Raw genomic sequence first — 17,068 nt, forward strand, 5'->3', positions numbered from 1 at the left:
TTAAGTCTTTAAAATAACTACAGGGGTGTAGCTCCAATTGGCAGAGCAGCGGATTCCAAATCCGCGTGTTGGGAGTTCGAATCTCTCCACCCCTGCCATCTTCAAGAAAGCCTCGTCAGAAATGACGGGGCTTTTTTACGTCTGGATATTATTAGGTCCGCTATGTTCTTTTTAACTCTCGTTTATTGATTTCTTTTATCGAATGTAAATTATCATTGTATTCATTCTTCAATGTATTCTGCTGTTGATATTGTATTGCTTGGTGTAAAAGCAAAAAAGGAGGGGTATGATTACGCTTATAAGCAAAGAGATTGACCCATCGCTAACAATAAAATCTCGAGCTTAGGTAAGATTAAGTGATAATCTAGTGCTGCTAACATTGATCAATCAAGGAGAGTTCATGCCTCATCTTCGTTTCCGTGCTGTAGAGTTTGATGCAGTGAAAACATTATCAACAGATCTTGTTGATGAACTTCAACCACTTATGTCATGTCCTCGCGAAGATTTTACTCTAGAGCATATTCCGGCATCTTTTATCTTTGACGGAGAAGTATCTGATGCTTACCCGTTTGTAGAAGTTTTGTGGTTTGAGCGCGGACAAGAAACGCAAGATAAAGTTGCAGCGGTAATAACCGCTTCTATACGTAAAGTACTGGATGATAAAGATCAGGATGTTGCCGTCATTTTTACTGCATTAACGGCAACCGCTTATTATGATAATGGCGAACATTATTAATATTCCTCTCTAAAACAGATATTCAAACGTTTAAGTATTCATTTTTATAAGTCAGCTTATATCCAATAGGCTGACTTACTCTGTTTAAGGGGTCGTATGGCACGTTATACAAAAACGAAGCTTGTTGCTGGTGTCGGGGTGGTGGCAGGGGCGTTAGGCCTTGGGGCTTTTAATGCTTCTTTTGATATATCAACCCAACCTGATGTTACTAATGAGGTCTTTGCTCCACACCTCTCGTATCGTTGTATGGAAAGTGTTATTGCGCCGCCATTGGATATTGATGGTGAATTAACGGTAGCGGTCTGGAACATCTATAAACAACAACGCAGTAATTGGCGTAAGGCTTTAGAGTCTTTTTCAGCAGGAACGGATTTAGTTTTACTGCAAGAAGCGAGCTTAAATACTGATTTAAAATCATACCTTGATGATAATAGCTGGATGGTACGGATGGCGAATGCTTTTCGTTTCCTAGATACGCCGGCAGGGGTGATGAATTTATCTCGAGTAGACTCTAAGCAGACGTGCGCTTATCTAGCCATGGAGCCTTGGTTACGATTACCAAAGTCAGCATTGTTATCAGAGTTTTCGCTTTCTAATGGGCAAACACTGGTTGTTGTGAACTTGCACGGTGTGAACTTTGCATTAGGGCTTGATGAGTACAAAGCACAGCTCAATAGTTTAAAAGATGTGTTGTCCAATCATGTTGGTCCAATCATTTTGGCTGGGGATTTTAATACTTGGCGTCAGGGGCGGATCAAGGTGCTAAAGTCGTTTGCACATTCATTAGGATTGAAAGAAGTATCATTTGCAGATGATCAACGTATTCGTATCTTAGGCAAGCCACTTGATCATTTGTATTATCGTGATTTAACGTTAGTTAAATCAGAAGCACCAAGAACTGATGCTTCTGATCATAATCCGCTACTTGCATCCTTTAGGTTGAAGTAACAAGACGAGCGACGAAGTTGCTAGGCCACAATAATCAGTAGTGGCCAAACGATAAGTGTTAATGCCCAAGGTAATACGGCAACAATAATTGCTTTAGGACGATCAAAGTCAGTCCAAGCGCCTACAGCTGCATAAGTGAGTGCAATATACCAAGGCGCTAACAATGGTATTGTGGTCGCAAACGGTGCCCATGGATTGTTTAACGGTAACTTTAATAGCCCATTAATGCTGTTTAAATCAGCGGCATTGGGCAGAATATTTGCAGAATTAAAGATAACATTTATATAACTCGCAATATCACCAATAAATGCAGGTAACATGATAAAGCAAGAGGCTGCTAACCATTTACCGTAACTGTGTTGATATTGACTTCCTTTAGTGGCCATTTTTAACCATAATGCCAGTAGAAAAATAACCGCAGTTCTGCCTGAAAAATCGCTAAATACTTCTCCTGCTAGTAATACTTCTTTTGTTAACCACGCTTGTTTTACGGATTCATCCACACTACCCAGTTGGCTTTGTAAGGCTTGCTGTAACCAAGGTAGATCAACGTGATTAAAGTAACTCCCCCATAAGATAAATGAGCCGAAAATAATGATGATGTAGGGTAAGAACGCCCACTTTGGACGTTCATAAACCGCTGCAAAACAATCAATCGGCGAACGGAAAAGATCAACAAGAGCAATTAATGGATTTTTGGACGGTGTCATGCTTTAACCTTGCTTGTATCTATAACCAGTTTAAGTGTTTGGCCCTGTTTTAGATACTTTTTACTATTGAGATTATTCCATTTTACTATTTGTTTTACTGTCACTTTGTGACGTTGTGCAATAACACTTAAACTATCGCCATTTTTTACTTTATAGCTAATTGTTTTGACTTTATTGGTTGATTTTCCAGTACTTGTCGATACTTTATTATCAGAAACTTTTATTTTTTGACCTAAATGTAACGTTGATTTCGTGGAGAGTTTATTCGCTTTCGCTAGTGCGTTAACAGAGGTGTTGTATTGACGTGCAATTGTCCACAAGCTATCACCTTTACGAACGGTATGGTGTGTGTGAGCAACCGCATTGCTGTGCTGAGTACGAACTAAGGCATAACTTGATGTTGGCAGTTTAAGTTGCTGGCCAATACGTATATTGCTCGTTTTGAGGTGGTTTGTTTGTTTAATCGCACTGATTGTTGTGTTATGACGAGCGGCTATTACACCTAAGCTATCGCCAGACTTAACTGTGTAAGTCGTAGTTCTTAAGGCTTTATTCCTATTATTAGCTAATGCGCGATTAAATTTATTGACGCTGTTTATTGGCAATAATAAATCGTTTAACCCATTAGGTGCCGTAACGCCTCGACGATAAGCCGGATTTAGCGCTTTTATTTCAGCTGTGCTGATACCTGCAAACTTTGCTGCAATATTAAGATCGATTTGTGTATTGGGCTTAACTATTGCAACCGCAGGTTTGTTACTAATTGCGGGTAATGTGATGCCGTATTTTTTCTGATTTTTGATAATATCAGCAACAGCATAAAGTTTAGGCACATAACTACTGGTTTCATCCGGTAGATCTAAATCCCAATAATCGGTTGATTTACCAAGCGCTTTATTTTTCTTAATGGCATTAAATACTCGGCCTTCACCGGTATTGTATGCAGCAAGTGCGTACTGCCAATTACCATCAAACTTTTTATTAAGATAAGTCAGTAGATTTAATGCAGCATTTGTTGATTTCACAATATCGCGACGACCGTCGTACCAACTATTTTGCTTTAAGCCAAAGCGACGACCTGTATCGGGGATAATTTGCCATAAACCTGCCGCTGCCATATTAGAGTAGGCGTTTTGATCAAATGAGCTTTCTACAATAGGCAGTAAGGCAATTTCTAATGGCATACCGCGTTTCTCAACTTGTTCTGTAATGTAGTACAAGAAAGGTTGAGCACGCTCTGCAATGATTTCTAAATTGCGAGGGTGTTCTAAGTACCAGTTACGGTAATAACGGATACGTTTATTATTTGGGATGTGGGTATCGATTTGCATGCCAATGCGATCCCAGACATTTTTTTGTTGTTGGGGTGTGATTTTTTTTACTTCTGAAGTTACCTTGTCTGGTTGGGATTCAAACAAGGGGGGAATGACTTCATTTGTCGGTTTTACAACGACGGTATTTACATCGTTAGTCTCGGCTTTTTTGGTGATAGGCTGTGATGTTTCACAGCCAACTAATAAAAGCACGCTTGCTAAAAGAATCCGTGATTTCATAACTGTCGTCTATTGCTAAAGTGGCTGGAGATAATACGTGTCCAACCACCTTAGTGACAAGGTCTAGTATGTTAAAACTTATCTTTCCAACGTCGAAGTGCTGCGAAAGTCTCAAGATCGGAGTTATCATATGCTTTATCAGCAACAGAACGCTTGATGCTAGGTTGATCGCAACGTAAAAAAGGATTGATGCGTTTTTCTTGACTTAGTGTTGATGGAAGCGTTGATTTTCCGTTGGCACGAAGTCGAATCACTTTATCGCGGTATTGCTGTAGGTGGGGATTATCTTGCTCAGCGACAAGAGCAAAAGCGAGATTACTTGCGGTGTATTCGTGAGCACAAAAAACTTCTGTTTCATCAGGAAGGCTAGCAATTTTTTGTAGTGAATCGAACATTTGTGCTGGCGTGCCTTCAAATAAGCGTCCACAACCCGCCGAGAAAAGGGTATCACCACAAAAGAGTTTTTCATCCCCGACATAAGCGACATGACCTAAGGTATGACCTGGAACACTAAGCACCATAAAACGTTCACCAAAAATATCCACTTGGTCGCCATCTTCTACTGGCTGCGTTAGCCCAGGGATTGGCTCATTAACCGGTCCAACGACTTTCGTTGATGGAAAGCGGCGTTTTAGTTCACTGATCCCCCCGATATGATCATGATGATGGTGAGTGATTAAAATCGCATCAAGGGTAAAACCGAATTTATCGATGGTTTCTAAAACCGGAGTTGCATCACCGGGATCGACAACGACACAGTGATTATCTTTGTTGTGAATGAGCCAGATGTAATTGTCATTAAATGCGGGTATGCTTTTAACTGTTAGCATGAATTTCTTCTCCAGCCTTATTCAAGTGTTGAGCAGTACTATTATGAAGCCAGCGCGTACAGTAACACATATTGAAGTGCCTTATTCTTGGTCTAATGTGACCAATGGTGAATGGGCGGCACAATTATTACAAGCTCGAATCGATGAGTGGTGTCCGAAGCTGTTTGGTTACCATATGTTAAAGCTTGGTGGCTTAAGTGCAGAGCTGACCAGTCACCATTGTAATATCCAACATCAAATTAGTGTAGATAAATTCAGTAGTTATCGTAACGTCGAGGCTGAATCTTTTGAATTGCCCTTTATTGAAAAGTCATTTGATGCGTGTTTGCTGATTCATCAGCTCGATTATTCAACGGATCCTCATCGATTATTGCGTGAAATTGATAGAGTTACTGTTGATGATGGTTACCTGTTACTTAGTGGTAATAATCCATTAAGTGTTAATGGGTTTTGTGGATTATTGCCGTGGAATAGAAAAAAAGCGCCATGGAATGGACGAATGTATTTATCCTCTCGAGTGATTGATTGGCTTAGGTTGTTAAACTATGAGGTGATATATCACGAAACATTTGCGGTATTACCTTCTACGCGTCATTTAACGTGTTCAGCATGGCTGGAAAATATCTTATCAGAACCCTTATCTGCAGTCGGAAGTTTGTACTTTATCGTGGCTAGAAAGCGTACTTTTCCATTAAAACCGATAGAACCAAAATGGAAAGTGAGACGTCAATTGGCTCCGTTACAAGTAAATTGTCGTACCGAAGCCTGTAATAAAATGGAGAAGAGAGATGAGGCGTATAAAAAGTCAAACTAATTGGCTTGGTAACCTTCGTCAGTAAAGGTGGGTTTTTCTGCCGCGGCTCTAGCTAATACATCGCAACGTTCATTTTCTGGATGACCCGCGTGACCTTTTACCCAATGCCATTGCACTTGATGACGTTGGGTTTCTGTGTCTAAACGTTGCCATAAATCTGCATTTTTTACCGGCTTTTTATCGGCTGTTTTCCAGCCCCGTTTTTTCCAATTATGGATCCACTGGGTAATTCCTTGACGCACATACTGGCTATCAGTGGTAAGATCAACTAAACATGATTCCTTAAGGCTTGCTAACCCTTCAATGGCTGCAAGTAGCTCCATTCGATTGTTAGTTGTCATGAAAAAGCCGTCACTTAATTCTTTTTCATGTTGCTTGTACCTAAGTACTGCGCCATAGCCACCGGGACCTGGATTACCTAAACAAGAACCGTCTGTGTAAATTTCTACCTGCTTCATCATATTTGGTAGTATTGCCCTAGATAAAAACTTAAGTCTGACACATAAGCCACTATGAAAGCCACTAACCAACGCATTATTGTATTTGATACAGAAACCACCGGTATGAATATGACGGGCCCGCATTATGAAGGGCATCGGATTGTTGAAATTGGTGCGGTTGAAATTATTAATCGTAAATTAACCGGTAAAACATTCCATGTTTATATCAAGCCCGATCGTCCAATCGATCCTGAAGCGATTGATGTTCACGGTATTACGGATGAGTTCTTAATCGGTAAGCCGAGCTATGCTGACATCCATCAAGAGTTTATCGACTTTATTGATGGTGCAGAGCTGGTGGCTCATAACGCATCGTTCGATATTGGCTTCATGGATTATGAATTCCAGTTAATGGGATCTGATCTTAAGAAAACGGAAGATATCTGCAAAGTAACGGATACCTTGGAAATGGCAAAACGCCTCTTTCCTGGTAAACGTAATAACCTTGATATTCTTTGTTCACGTTATGGCATAGATAACTCGCATCGAACGCTCCACGGGGCTTTGCTCGATGCCGAGATCCTTGCTGATGTTTACTTAATGATGACGGGTGGTCAAACATCATTGAAATTAAGTGGCGATAACGAAGGGGATAGTGAGAAAGAATTTGCGATAAAGCGTTTAGTCGGAGAGAGAAAAGGGCTAAAGGTTATCTGTGCTTCTGCCGATGAATTAGTTTCACACGAAGAAAGACTCGATTTGATCGGAAAAAAAGCTGACGTTCTTTGGCGTCTGTAGGAGAGTTATGCTGAAGCGGTTATTAATATGTATGGCTGTCTGGCCATTATTTGCTTGGGCGCAAGATAATGATCGGATGACGTGGCTTGATAACCGTTTCCGTGTGGATCCAACGATAAAACAAGTGTCTTTCATGGTTAAACGAGAGCAACCAAGTCGCCCTGTGGTGTTGGTTGCGCCGGATGGCACGAAATATTACTCCAGTCGTCATCCTAAGCATGTCTCTTGGTATTCTGAAAATGATCTCGACATTATTTCGATTGATGAGCCAATGGCTGGACCTTGGCAAGCAATTGGACGTGTGTCGCAAGATAACCGTATTACCTTGCTGTCTAATCTTCACCTAACAGCAGATACGTTGCCGCAGAATTTATACCAATCTGAAGTGTTAAAGTTCTCAGCAAAACTGTTGCAGAATGACCAACCTTTAACCGTCCGTGACTTTTTAGATCGGGTTAAATTGCGTGTGTCATTTTACCCCTATATATCGAAAGAGCAGCAACTCGTTCATGATGTACAGCCTGAGCCAATAGTGGTGGGTAATTTTGAAGATAATGGTCAAGATCGTGATGAAGTGGCAGGGGATGGTATCTTTACTGTTTCTCTTCCTGTAACGGTTGCACCGGGTAAATACCGGGTTGTGATTAAATCAATGAATGGTGTTTTTACGCGAGCCATAGAGCAAGAAGTATTAGTTTACCCTAAACCGTTTTCTGCCACTCTCATTAAAAGTCATAAGCCGCAAGAACCTCACCAGTTAGTCGTATTACCACAAGATGATGCGTTGGTCGCAGGATCGTTAGCTGCTTATATTCGCTACGGTACACCAAAGACCAAGCAGCAAATTATTCAGCAACGAACATTACCAAATGAAACTAAGCTGTCGATGGGATTACCTTTTGATGGTGAGGCGGGGAAATATTCGTGGGAAGGTTGGATCTATGGTACTGATCGTTTGTATCAACGCGAGCTGATATTTCCGTTAGTTGAGAGCCATTTTGCGGTGATTAATAATATTCGTTCAGAAACTCATGTTGAGATCACGCCTATCGATAAAGCGGAACTTGAACGACAACAGATATTGAAAGAAATTGAATTGCAAAAAACCTCACGTGAAAAAACACTTAGCGTGATGGTAATGGGGAATATAGCGGTAATCGTATTGGTCATTAGTGGAATATGGGGCTGGCGAGTATTTAAAAAGCGTCGAAAAGAGAAAAAAGAAGCCCTTGTTTTACCCTTATAAACAATGGTCAGAGAACAAAGAAAAGGGAAGCGCTAGCTTCCCTTTTGTATTTTTAACTGACTTCAAACAACGAAATATGTCGTGCTTAAGCCGCGTGATTGATTGAGTAATCAGGGTTTGTCTTTGCTGCTAATTGTTCAGGCTCAAAGTCATCAACATTAATCGTACGTAAACGACCTAATTCTGCACGGCGCAATAACTCAGCTTCAGCATGTTCAATTACACCGAGTTCAAGCCCTTTATCTGCAACATTACCTAACTGTACAAACGGATATTTTTTGTTCGCAGCTTTACACACTCGATCATAAATCGGCTCAGCGGCAAGAATATCGTTAAGTGCAGCTTCCATCATACCGACTGGATTCCCTTCAGATGCTTCTAAGAATTGACCTCGACCTAGGCGATCTCGAGTTTCTGATGGTGTTTGTGCTAAACGAGCAACGGCATGATCTAAGTTATCACTTGGTTTGATACGACGTTGACCTAATGGGAACAATACAACACGTAGTGCGCCAGCAATGAACTTATTAGGGAAGTTACTTAGGAAGTCATCAAGGGCTGTTTCTGCTTGGTATAATGAATCCTGTAGACCCCAATGTACTAATGGAAGATCTTGCTGTTGATAACCATCATCGGCATAACGTTTTAGTGTTGCTGATGATAAATAAAGCTGGCTAAGCACATCACCTAAACGGGCAGATAAACGCTCTTTACGTTTTAATGAACCACCAAGCACAGCCATAGAAATATCAGCCAGTAGAGCAAGGTTAGCACTGTAGCGGTTGAGTTGTTGGTAATAACGTGTGGTTGCATCTTTACGTGGTGCGGATGAACCGTAGCCATCGGTAATACCTAACCAGAAAGAGCGTGCCATGTTACTTATCACGAAGCCAACATGCGCAAATACGGCTTTATCAAAGCTCTCTAAGGCTTGTTTTTTATCATCATTATAAGCAGCGTTCATCTCTTCTAACACATAAGGGTGACAACGGATGGCGCCTTGTCCAAAGATGATCATTGAACGTGTTAGAATATTCGCTCCTTCAACGGTGACTGCAATAGGTGCTCCTTGATAAGCACGAGCAATAAAGTTGCTCGGTCCCATACAAATCCCTTTACCACCGACAATATCCATCGCATCAATCACACCGCGTTGGCTACGATGGGTACAATGGTATTTTACAATCGCAGAGATAACGGAAGGTTTTTCACCAAGATCGATACCCGCGACGGTTAGAGTACTGGCTGCATCTAAGACATAAGCATTACCCACAATACGTGCAAGTGGCTCTTCAATCCCCTCCATTTTACCAATAGGCATTTTAAATTGTCGACGAATACGAGCATAAGCCCCTGTTGCGATTGCTGCGGTTTTTAATCCACCCGTTGAATTAGACGGGAGCGTAATACCGCGACCCACCGATAGACATTCCACTAGCATACGCCATCCTTGGCCTGCCATTTCCTGACCACCGATAATAAAATCAATAGGAACAAAGATCTTGTTACCTTTAGTAGGACCATTTTGGAATGGTACATTAAGAGGGAAGTGACGACGGCCAATCTCAACGCCCTCTAGATCGGTTGGGATCAATGCACAAGTGATACCCAGATCTTTTTGATCTCCGAGTAAGTTGTCAGGATCCGAAAGTTTAAAGGCAAGACCTAGTACCGTAGCCACCGGTGCTAGAGTGATGTAACGTTTGTTCCATGTTAATTCCATACCAAGAACTTCTTCGCCTTGCCACAGACCTTTTTTCACAATACCGAAATCTGGGATAGAACCAGCATCTGAGCCTGCTTCTGGGCTAGTTAAGGCAAAACAAGGGATTTCCTGGCCAGCTGCTAAGCGGGGTAAATAATGGTTTTTTTGCTCTTCAGTACCATAGTGTTGAAGCAGTTCACCTGGACCTAGTGAATTAGGCACACCAACGGTTGATGATAATACCGCAGAAGCACCGGTTAATTTTTGCAGAACTAAAGATTGGGCATAAGCAGAAAACTCAAGTCCACCATATTGCTTTTTAATGATCATGGCGAAGAATTTATGATCTTTTAAGTATTGCCATACTTCGGGTGGTAGATCGGCAAGTTCATGGGTAATTTGAAAATCATTTACCATGCGGCAAAGTTCATTTACTGGTCCATCGAGAAAAGCTTGCTCTTCTGCTGAAAGGGTTGGTGCAGGGATATCATGGAGCTTTTTCCAGTCTGGATTACCACCAAATAAATCAGCTTCCCACCACACTGTACCCGCATCGATTGCTTCTTTTTCGGTACGAGACATTTCTGGCATGACACCTTGAAAGGCTTTTAACGCAGGAGCGGCGAGATATTTTTTACGTAAGGCTGGGATATTAAGAGGAATCGCAATCGCAGCGAAAATTAACCAACTAATAATACCTGTAATGGAAAAAACAGTACCAATTAATAGTGTTGCAGCAATTACTGCCGTAAAGGTTTTTAACGACGCGCGATGATACGCCAATATGAACATAACACCGATAAAACCAATGACATACGCAAGCGTAACCATAGTGATTCTCCTTAATCTGTATAGTAAGACTACTTACACATCATCAAGAATAATCGAGCGACACCTGATTTCATGATGAAGAGTTCAGTACATTGCTACACATTTTATTGTTAATTGTAGGGTAATTATTATTAAGGTAAGAGGTCTTACCACTTTTAAATTATTGTAATGCGTTTTTTAACAAAATGTAAAATAGTTTTTTGATATGAAAGTAAACTGTTATGTGTACAAAGTGGGCTGAGGTCAGGTTATTAAAGGGATTGATCGAAATCATTGTGACTATTTTTTTTACTTGCAGATTTTTAGCAGAGCGTTAACATACGCCGTGTTGTGATACTGTTCACGTTATTTTGAGTGGTTGAGTTCTGACCATCTGTACTGAATGGTATTTCCCTTTGTTGCCTTTCCCGATTCCGACTGACACATGCCCGCCGGACTCCCTTACATCGGGTTGACATCAATTCCTGTTTATCAAATGTACGCAAAGTACAAGAGGTCTTGTTGTGTTGTTATTTCATGCTTTATCACAGGCGTGGAAGGATGGTTATTCCTTCTCTAAATTTCGTGCCGATATTGTATCGGGTATTACGGTCGGTATTGTGGCGATTCCATTGGGGATGGCATTAGCAATTGCTGTCGGTGTGCCACCACAACATGGATTGTATACCGTCATTGTGGCGGGCTTTTTAGCGGCGTTATTAGGTGGTTCACGATTTAATATCACAGGCCCAACCGCAGCCTTTGTAGTCATCCTTTTACCGATCACTCAAAAATATGGCTTATCAGGCTTAATGTTAGCGACCATGATGTCAGGCATTATCCTGTTATTGATGGGCGTTTTCCGCTTAGGACAGCTGGTGGCGTATGTACCATACCCAGTTACCACCGGATTTACTGCCGGTATCGGTTTTGTTATTGCTTTTTTACAACTTAAAGATTTATTAGGCCTACATCTTCAAGGTAGCCCAATCCATTTTCCTGAAAAAGTGATGTCGTATGCCCATGCACTACCTACCACGAACTATGCTGATGCGATTGTCGGTGTGGTCACCATTTTTGTTTTTATTGGCTGGGCGAAATTAAAAACGCGTATTCCACCCCATTTAGTTTCATTACTGGTAGGGACGGTTTTAGCTTTAGCATTAAATAAATTTGGCCCTGAGCATGTGACTTTGCTGGGTGAAAAATTTAGCTACACCATTGGTAGCCTTGTAGGTCATGGTATTCCACAAGAAGCACCGCAGTTTATTGCGCTGTGGAAGTCCAATACATTTAATTGGGCCACCGTAATTGAATTAATGCCTTCAGCATTAACTATCGCGATGCTAGGTTGTATCGAATCACTATTATGTGCGGTTGTAGCAGACGGTATGACAAGTAAAAAGCATAATCCGAATGCAGAGCTTGTCGGTCAAGGGATCGCGAATATTGTCGTCCCTTTCTTTGGCGGAATTCCAGCAACGGCGGCGATTGCTCGCACAGCGACCAATATTCGCTCTGGTGCGTTTTCACCGATATCTGGTATGACGCATGCGCTTTTTGTTTTAGCTGCGATGATTGTATTAGCACCAGCGCTATCGTTTGTTCCGATGAGTGCGTTGGCTGGCTTACTGATCATGGTTGCGTGGAATATGTCTGAAGCACCTCACTTTGTGCATACATTAAAGGTTGCACCTCGTCGTGACGTTGCCGTCTTGATGACATGCTTTATCTTAACCGTTGCATTTGACATGGTTGTCGCTGTTATTGTCGGTTTATTACTTGCGGGCGTGTTATTTATTCAGCGTATTGCGACATTAACGACAGTTACGATTTCACATGATGAGCATCCACATCTCAACTTTGGCGGTGATGTAGTGGTTTATGATATTAATGGCCCATTATTTTTTGCTGCGAGTGAGAAAGCTTTTTCTGTTATTGAACATGCAACGACAGAAACGCGTGCGGTTGTGCTCGATTTTAGTGATGTATCAACCATTGATATTACGGCGATTCATGCCTTTGATATGGCGTTAGATCGCTTGTCTAAGTTACCTGTCTATTTATTAGGTACGCAGCCGCATGTTGAACGTAAACTCTACCATGCTGGAATATTTGAAGCTGAGAATGTGCATTTAGCTCACTCTGTTAGTCAATTACAGCAAGTTTTACTGATTAATTCTCACAATCATTCTGATCAGGAGTCGACACTGTAAGTTATTTGTATGTAAACTGCGAATAACGGTGTATTTAAAACATCAAGCGGGTATTTACCCGCTTGATTTGTATCTAAAGAATAATAGAGAGAATCGCTTATGTATCAGGATCTGATCCGCGCTGAATTAACAGATGCAGCTGATGTACTCAATCGCTTTTTAAGTGATGATAAAAACCTTGCAGATATTGAGGCGGCAGCAAAGTTATTGGCTGATTCCTTTAAACAAGGCGGTAAAGTATTGTCTTGCGGTAACGGTGGATCGCATTGTGATGCAATGCACTTTGCTGAAGAACTAACAGGTCGTTACCGTGAAAACCGCCCTGGTTATCCTGGTATTGCGATTTCTGATCCAAGCCACTTATCGTGTGTAAGTAATGACTTCGGTTATGAATACGTATTTTCACGCTATTTAGAAGCTGTTGGCGCTAAAGGTGATGTATTGTTTGGTTTGTCTACTTCTGGTAATTCAGGCAATATTTTAAAGGCAATTGAAGCGGCAAAGGCCAAAGGCATGAAGACAATAGCCTTAACCGGTAAAGATGGTGGTCAAATGGCTGGCTTAGCGGATGTTGAAATTCGTGTTCCTCACTTTGGTTATGCGGATCGCATTCAAGAAATCCATATTAAGATTATTCATATTTTAATTATGCTAGTGGAAAAGGAAATGGCAGCAGAATAAGCCTTAGGTCATTCTGGCTATCGATAAGTATCGTTAATCAATAATAAAGGGCATAAAGGAAAATGTGTGAATTGCTAGGCATGAGCGCAAATGTGCCAACAGATATTTGTTTTAGTTTTACGGGATTAATGCAGCGAGGAGGCAATACAGGTCCTCATCGCGATGGTTGGGGCATTACGTTTTATGAGGGTAAAGGTTTTCGAACCTTTAAAGATCCGAATCCAAGCTGTCAGTCCCGTATTGCTGAATTAGTCCAACAATATCCGATAAAAAGTCGTGCAGTGGTAAGCCATATTCGCCAAGCTAACCGAGGAGCGGTGAATTTAGAAAACACCCATCCTTTTACGCGTGAGTTATGGGGTAATTATTGGACGTTTGCTCATAATGGTCAGCTAACGGGTTATGAGAGTTTAGAAACAGGTCGTCATAAAGCGGTAGGTGATACCGACAGTGAAATTGCTTTTTGCTGGTTACTCAATCAACTTGAGTCTAGATTTCCAGAATTACCTGACGATTTAAACCCAGTATTTAGTTACTTTGCTCAGTGTTGTGATCAGTTACGTCAGCTTGGCGTTTATAATATGCTGTTAAGCAATGGTGAGTACGTACTTACCTATTGCACTAATAATTTACATTGGATCACGCGTCGAGCACCATTTGGACAAGCATCATTAATTGATGAAGATGTCACGATTGATTTTAAGCAAGAAACAACTCCTGATGATGTTGTGACAGTTATCGCTACTCAGCCATTAACCAATGATGAAAATTGGCACAAAATGGCAACAGGCGAGTTTATTGTGTTTCACTTTGGTGAGCCTGTTTTCAACCAGTTAGTGGCTGAAGGTAAAACAGAATAATGGTTATTTTCTGTCACTATTGAAGTGGTATTATCTGCAATAGTAAAAAGGCGATCTTACGATCGCCTTTTTTATTGTGCTGCATATCCTTGAGCGGGGAGTTCAATACCATCTAGGATAGCTTTGCCGTCACTACTCATGGTCAAACGATTTTCCGCTAACCATTGAGTTACAAGTGGATAAATAGCATGTTCTTGCTTTTGAACACGAGCTGTTACTTCTTCAACGGTGTCATTGTCAAAAATAGGCACTCTGGCTTGTAAAATAACAGGGCCGCCATCCAATTCTTCTGTTACGAAGTGGACACTGGTGCCATGTACGTCATCGCCAGCATCCATCGCTCGTTGGTGAGTATTTAAGCCGGGATACTTAGGAAGGAGTGATGGGTGAATATTTAGCATCTTTCCTTTAAAGCGACGAACAAAGCCTGCGCTCAAAATACGCATAAATCCGGCTAAAATAACCACATCGGGTTTGAACTGTTCAATACAATCCGCTAAGGCTTCATCATATTGTTCACGGTCAGTATACTGATTAGGCGCAATATGTATCGCTTCAATATTGGCATTACGCGCACGTTCTAACCCATAAGCATTTTCTTTATTTGAGATCACAGCGGTTATTTGACTGTTTTTAATCAAACCTGCACTGCATGCATCGATAATCGCTTGGAGATTACTTCCGCTACCTGAAATAAGGACGACGATATTTTTCATATTTGGTACTACCATTTATTGAAAGGTTATCGGTATGTAGATAGCAGAATGAGGACATAGCGTCCTCATTCTTTTTATTACGAGTCAGCACTGTTGAGAGTTATTTGATCTCGACTTGCTCTTCGTTATCAGCAGCGTTTGCAATTTCACCTAGTAGCCATGCGTTTTCGCCTTCAGCATTTAGGATATCAATGGCTTGTTGTGCTTGATCTTGTGGAAGGGCAATGACAAGGCCAACACCACAGTTAAACGTACGGTACATTTCGTAAGTTTCGACATTACCTGCAGTTTGTAGCCAGTTGAAGATGGCAGGCCATTGCCAGCTTGCACCATTTACAACCGCTTTTGTGCCTTTAGGAAGTACACGTGGGATATTTTCCCAGAAACCACCACCTGTAATGTGTGAAATAGCATGTACGTCACAGCTTTCCATCATTTTTAGCGTTGATTTAACGTAAATTTTAGTTGGTGTTAATAGATGTTCAGAAAGTGTTTTACCTTCTAATTCTTGATTCAAATCGGCATTGGAAACGTCAATGATTTTACGTACTAATGAGTAACCGTTTGAGTGTGGGCCGCTTGAACCGACAGCGATAAGTGCATCACCAGCCGTCACTTTTGAGCCATCGATGATATCTGCTTTTTCAACAACACCAACGCAGAAACCTGCCACGTCATAATCTTCACCGTGGTACATACCCGGCATTTCAGCAGTTTCACCACCAATTAGAGCACAACCTGATTGGATACAGCCTTCGCCAATACCTGTTACAACACTTGCTGCTGTATCAATATCTAACTTACCGGTTGCGTAGTAATCAAGGAAGAACAGAGGTTCAGCACCTTGAACAATAAGATCGTTCACACACATAGCAACCAGATCGATACCGATTGAATCGTGTTGGTTTAAATCCATAGCCAAGCGAAGTTTAGTTCCTACACCATCCGTGCCTGAAACTAAAACGGGCTCTTTATATTTGGTTGGTAGTGAACAAAGTGCACCAAAACCACCAATTCCCCCCATAACTTCTGGGCGATGAGTACGTTTTACCACCCCTTTAATACGGTCTACTAATGCATTACCGGCATCGATATCAACACCAGCATCTTTGTAACTAAGAGAAGAGTTTTTGTCGCTCACAGATGATCCCTCAACGTATTAAAGTAAAAAAAGCGAATACATGATAACAGCAGTCACCGTCTAAAGGAAAACGTTTGCGTCAATTTTTTTAGCTGGATATTAAGTAAACAGTTAAACGTTTACTACTATCTGAAATCGTTTGGCTTAGTATATAATAATGCGATTTTATTTTTTAATTGCTCAGGAGTCAGAGATGAAAGTCGTTGAGGTAAAACACCCACTGGTTAAACATAAGATTGGTCTTATGCGCGAAGGTGACATCAGCACTAAGCGTTTCCGTGAGTTAGCAACTGAAGTTGGTAGCCTACTGACATATGAAGCGACTTCAGACTTCGAGACAGAAAAAGTTACGATTGAAGGTTGGAATGGTCCAGTAGAAATTGACCAGATCAAAGGTAAAAAAGTAACGGTAGTGCCTATTCTGCGTGCTGGTCTTGGCATGATGGATGGCGTACTTGAGCATATGCCAAGTGCACGTATCAGCGTTGTTGGTATTTACCGTGATGAAGAAACGCTTGAGCCTGTTCCATACTTCAACAAGCTAGCATCAAACATTGATGAGCGTATTGCGCTTGTTGTTGATCCAATGCTAGCAACGGGTGGCTCTATGATTGCAACACTGGATTTGTTAAAAGAGCACGGTTGTACGCAATTTAAAGTACTAGTATTAGTAGCAGCACCTGAAGGTATTGCTGCATTAGAAAAAGCACACCCAGATGTTGAGCTATACACAGCTGCAATTGATGAGAAGCTAAACGATAAAGGTTATATCGTTCCTGGTTTAGGTGATGCTGGTGATAAAATCTTCGGTACTAAGTAACTTAGTAGCCAAGATTAAAATAAAACCGGACATGACGTCCGGTT

General features: G+C 41.3%; 16 protein-coding genes and 1 tRNA gene. 10 read left to right on the forward strand and 7 right to left on the reverse strand.

Annotation, left to right across the window (positions count from 1 at the left end):
* Positions 1 to 21: 21 nt before the first annotated feature.
* From C9J42_RS19025 to C9J42_RS19035, 3 genes are all read left to right on the forward strand, one after another.
* Positions 22 to 98, forward strand: a tRNA-Trp gene (locus C9J42_RS19025).
* Between the two features lie 302 nt (positions 99 to 400).
* Positions 401 to 736: a DUF1904 domain-containing protein gene (locus C9J42_RS19030; protein ID WP_107205344.1), complete on the forward strand. Its 336-nt coding sequence runs from the start codon at positions 401 to 403 to the stop codon at positions 734 to 736.
* Between the two features lie 96 nt (positions 737 to 832).
* Entirely contained in the window at positions 833 to 1,684 is an 852-nt protein-coding gene (locus C9J42_RS19035; protein ID WP_107247699.1) for an endonuclease/exonuclease/phosphatase family protein, read from the forward strand.
* A 20-nt stretch (positions 1,685 to 1,704) separates the two neighbouring features.
* On the opposite strand, the gene C9J42_RS19040 is transcribed toward C9J42_RS19035, so the two are convergent.
* The 3 genes from C9J42_RS19040 to gloB form a co-directional block, all read right to left on the reverse strand.
* Complete coding sequence (locus C9J42_RS19040; protein ID WP_107247698.1) at positions 1,705 to 2,394, reverse strand: YIP1 family protein; 690 nt, start codon at positions 2,392 to 2,394, stop codon at positions 1,705 to 1,707.
* On the reverse strand, positions 2,391 to 3,947 hold the full coding sequence (locus C9J42_RS19045) for a LysM peptidoglycan-binding domain-containing protein (protein ID WP_107302236.1): 1,557 nt from the start codon (positions 3,945 to 3,947) through the stop codon (positions 2,391 to 2,393). The genes C9J42_RS19040 and C9J42_RS19045 overlap by 4 nt, the downstream gene beginning before the upstream one ends.
* Before the next feature lie 71 nt (positions 3,948 to 4,018).
* On the reverse strand, positions 4,019 to 4,777 hold the full coding sequence (gene gloB, locus C9J42_RS19050) for a hydroxyacylglutathione hydrolase (protein WP_005363468.1): 759 nt from the start codon (positions 4,775 to 4,777) through the stop codon (positions 4,019 to 4,021).
* 43 nt (positions 4,778 to 4,820) lie between these two features.
* Between gloB and C9J42_RS19055 the strand changes: the two genes are divergently transcribed.
* Entirely contained in the window at positions 4,821 to 5,591 is a 771-nt protein-coding gene (locus C9J42_RS19055; RefSeq protein ID WP_107205916.1) for a methyltransferase domain-containing protein, read from the forward strand.
* On the opposite strand, the gene rnhA is transcribed toward C9J42_RS19055, so the two are convergent.
* Entirely contained in the window at positions 5,588 to 6,052 is a 465-nt protein-coding gene (rnhA, locus tag C9J42_RS19060; protein ID WP_045084816.1) for a ribonuclease HI, read from the reverse strand. The two genes, C9J42_RS19055 and rnhA, sit on opposite strands and share 4 nt — an antisense overlap.
* A 51-nt stretch (positions 6,053 to 6,103) precedes the next feature.
* Between rnhA and dnaQ the strand changes: the two genes are divergently transcribed.
* Both dnaQ and C9J42_RS19070 read left to right on the forward strand, forming a co-directional pair.
* Positions 6,104 to 6,829 carry a DNA polymerase III subunit epsilon gene (gene dnaQ / locus C9J42_RS19065; RefSeq protein ID WP_006647095.1) on the forward strand — a complete coding sequence of 242 codons (726 nt, stop codon included), beginning with the start codon at positions 6,104 to 6,106 and terminating at the stop codon, positions 6,827 to 6,829.
* A 7-nt stretch (positions 6,830 to 6,836) separates the two neighbouring features.
* Positions 6,837 to 8,075 (forward strand): TIGR03503 family protein, encoded by a 1,239-nt coding sequence (locus tag C9J42_RS19070; RefSeq protein ID WP_233219139.1) that lies wholly within the window; start codon positions 6,837 to 6,839, stop codon positions 8,073 to 8,075.
* Positions 8,076 to 8,160: 85 nt separating this feature from the next.
* Here C9J42_RS19070 and fadE read toward each other — a convergent pair whose 3' ends face one another.
* Positions 8,161 to 10,611, reverse strand: coding sequence for an acyl-CoA dehydrogenase FadE (gene fadE, locus C9J42_RS19075; RefSeq protein WP_107302237.1), 2,451 nt, complete (start codon positions 10,609 to 10,611; stop codon positions 8,161 to 8,163).
* 503 nt (positions 10,612 to 11,114) lie between these two features.
* Here fadE and dauA point away from each other — a divergent pair.
* From dauA to C9J42_RS19090, 3 genes are all read left to right on the forward strand, one after another.
* A complete protein-coding gene (dauA, locus tag C9J42_RS19080; protein ID WP_107302238.1) occupies positions 11,115 to 12,806 on the forward strand; it encodes a C4-dicarboxylic acid transporter DauA in 1,692 nt (563 codons plus the stop codon).
* 99 nt (positions 12,807 to 12,905) lie between these two features.
* On the forward strand, positions 12,906 to 13,487 hold the full coding sequence (lpcA, locus tag C9J42_RS19085) for a D-sedoheptulose 7-phosphate isomerase (RefSeq protein ID WP_006647091.1): 582 nt from the start codon (positions 12,906 to 12,908) through the stop codon (positions 13,485 to 13,487).
* A 62-nt stretch (positions 13,488 to 13,549) separates the two neighbouring features.
* On the forward strand, positions 13,550 to 14,347 hold the full coding sequence (locus tag C9J42_RS19090; protein WP_107205351.1) for a class II glutamine amidotransferase: 798 nt from the start codon (positions 13,550 to 13,552) through the stop codon (positions 14,345 to 14,347).
* A gap of 71 nt (positions 14,348 to 14,418) precedes the next feature.
* Here C9J42_RS19090 and purN read toward each other — a convergent pair whose 3' ends face one another.
* Together purN and purM are read right to left on the reverse strand one after the other, a co-directional pair.
* Positions 14,419 to 15,063 carry a phosphoribosylglycinamide formyltransferase gene (purN, locus tag C9J42_RS19095; RefSeq protein ID WP_107302239.1) on the reverse strand — a complete coding sequence of 215 codons (645 nt, stop codon included), beginning with the start codon at positions 15,061 to 15,063 and terminating at the stop codon, positions 14,419 to 14,421.
* Positions 15,064 to 15,163: 100 nt separating this feature from the next.
* Positions 15,164 to 16,204 (reverse strand): phosphoribosylformylglycinamidine cyclo-ligase, encoded by a 1,041-nt coding sequence (gene purM / locus C9J42_RS19100; protein WP_107205353.1) that lies wholly within the window; start codon positions 16,202 to 16,204, stop codon positions 15,164 to 15,166.
* A 193-nt stretch (positions 16,205 to 16,397) separates the two neighbouring features.
* On the opposite strand from purM, the gene upp reads away from it, so the two are divergent.
* Positions 16,398 to 17,024 carry a uracil phosphoribosyltransferase gene (upp, locus tag C9J42_RS19105; RefSeq protein ID WP_045129097.1) on the forward strand — a complete coding sequence of 209 codons (627 nt, stop codon included), beginning with the start codon at positions 16,398 to 16,400 and terminating at the stop codon, positions 17,022 to 17,024.
* Positions 17,025 to 17,068: the final 44 nt, after the last annotated feature.

Origin of the sequence: Photobacterium sp. GB-56 (assembly GCF_003026105.1) — a bacterium.
Classification (GTDB): Bacteria; Pseudomonadota; Gammaproteobacteria; order Enterobacterales; family Vibrionaceae; genus Photobacterium.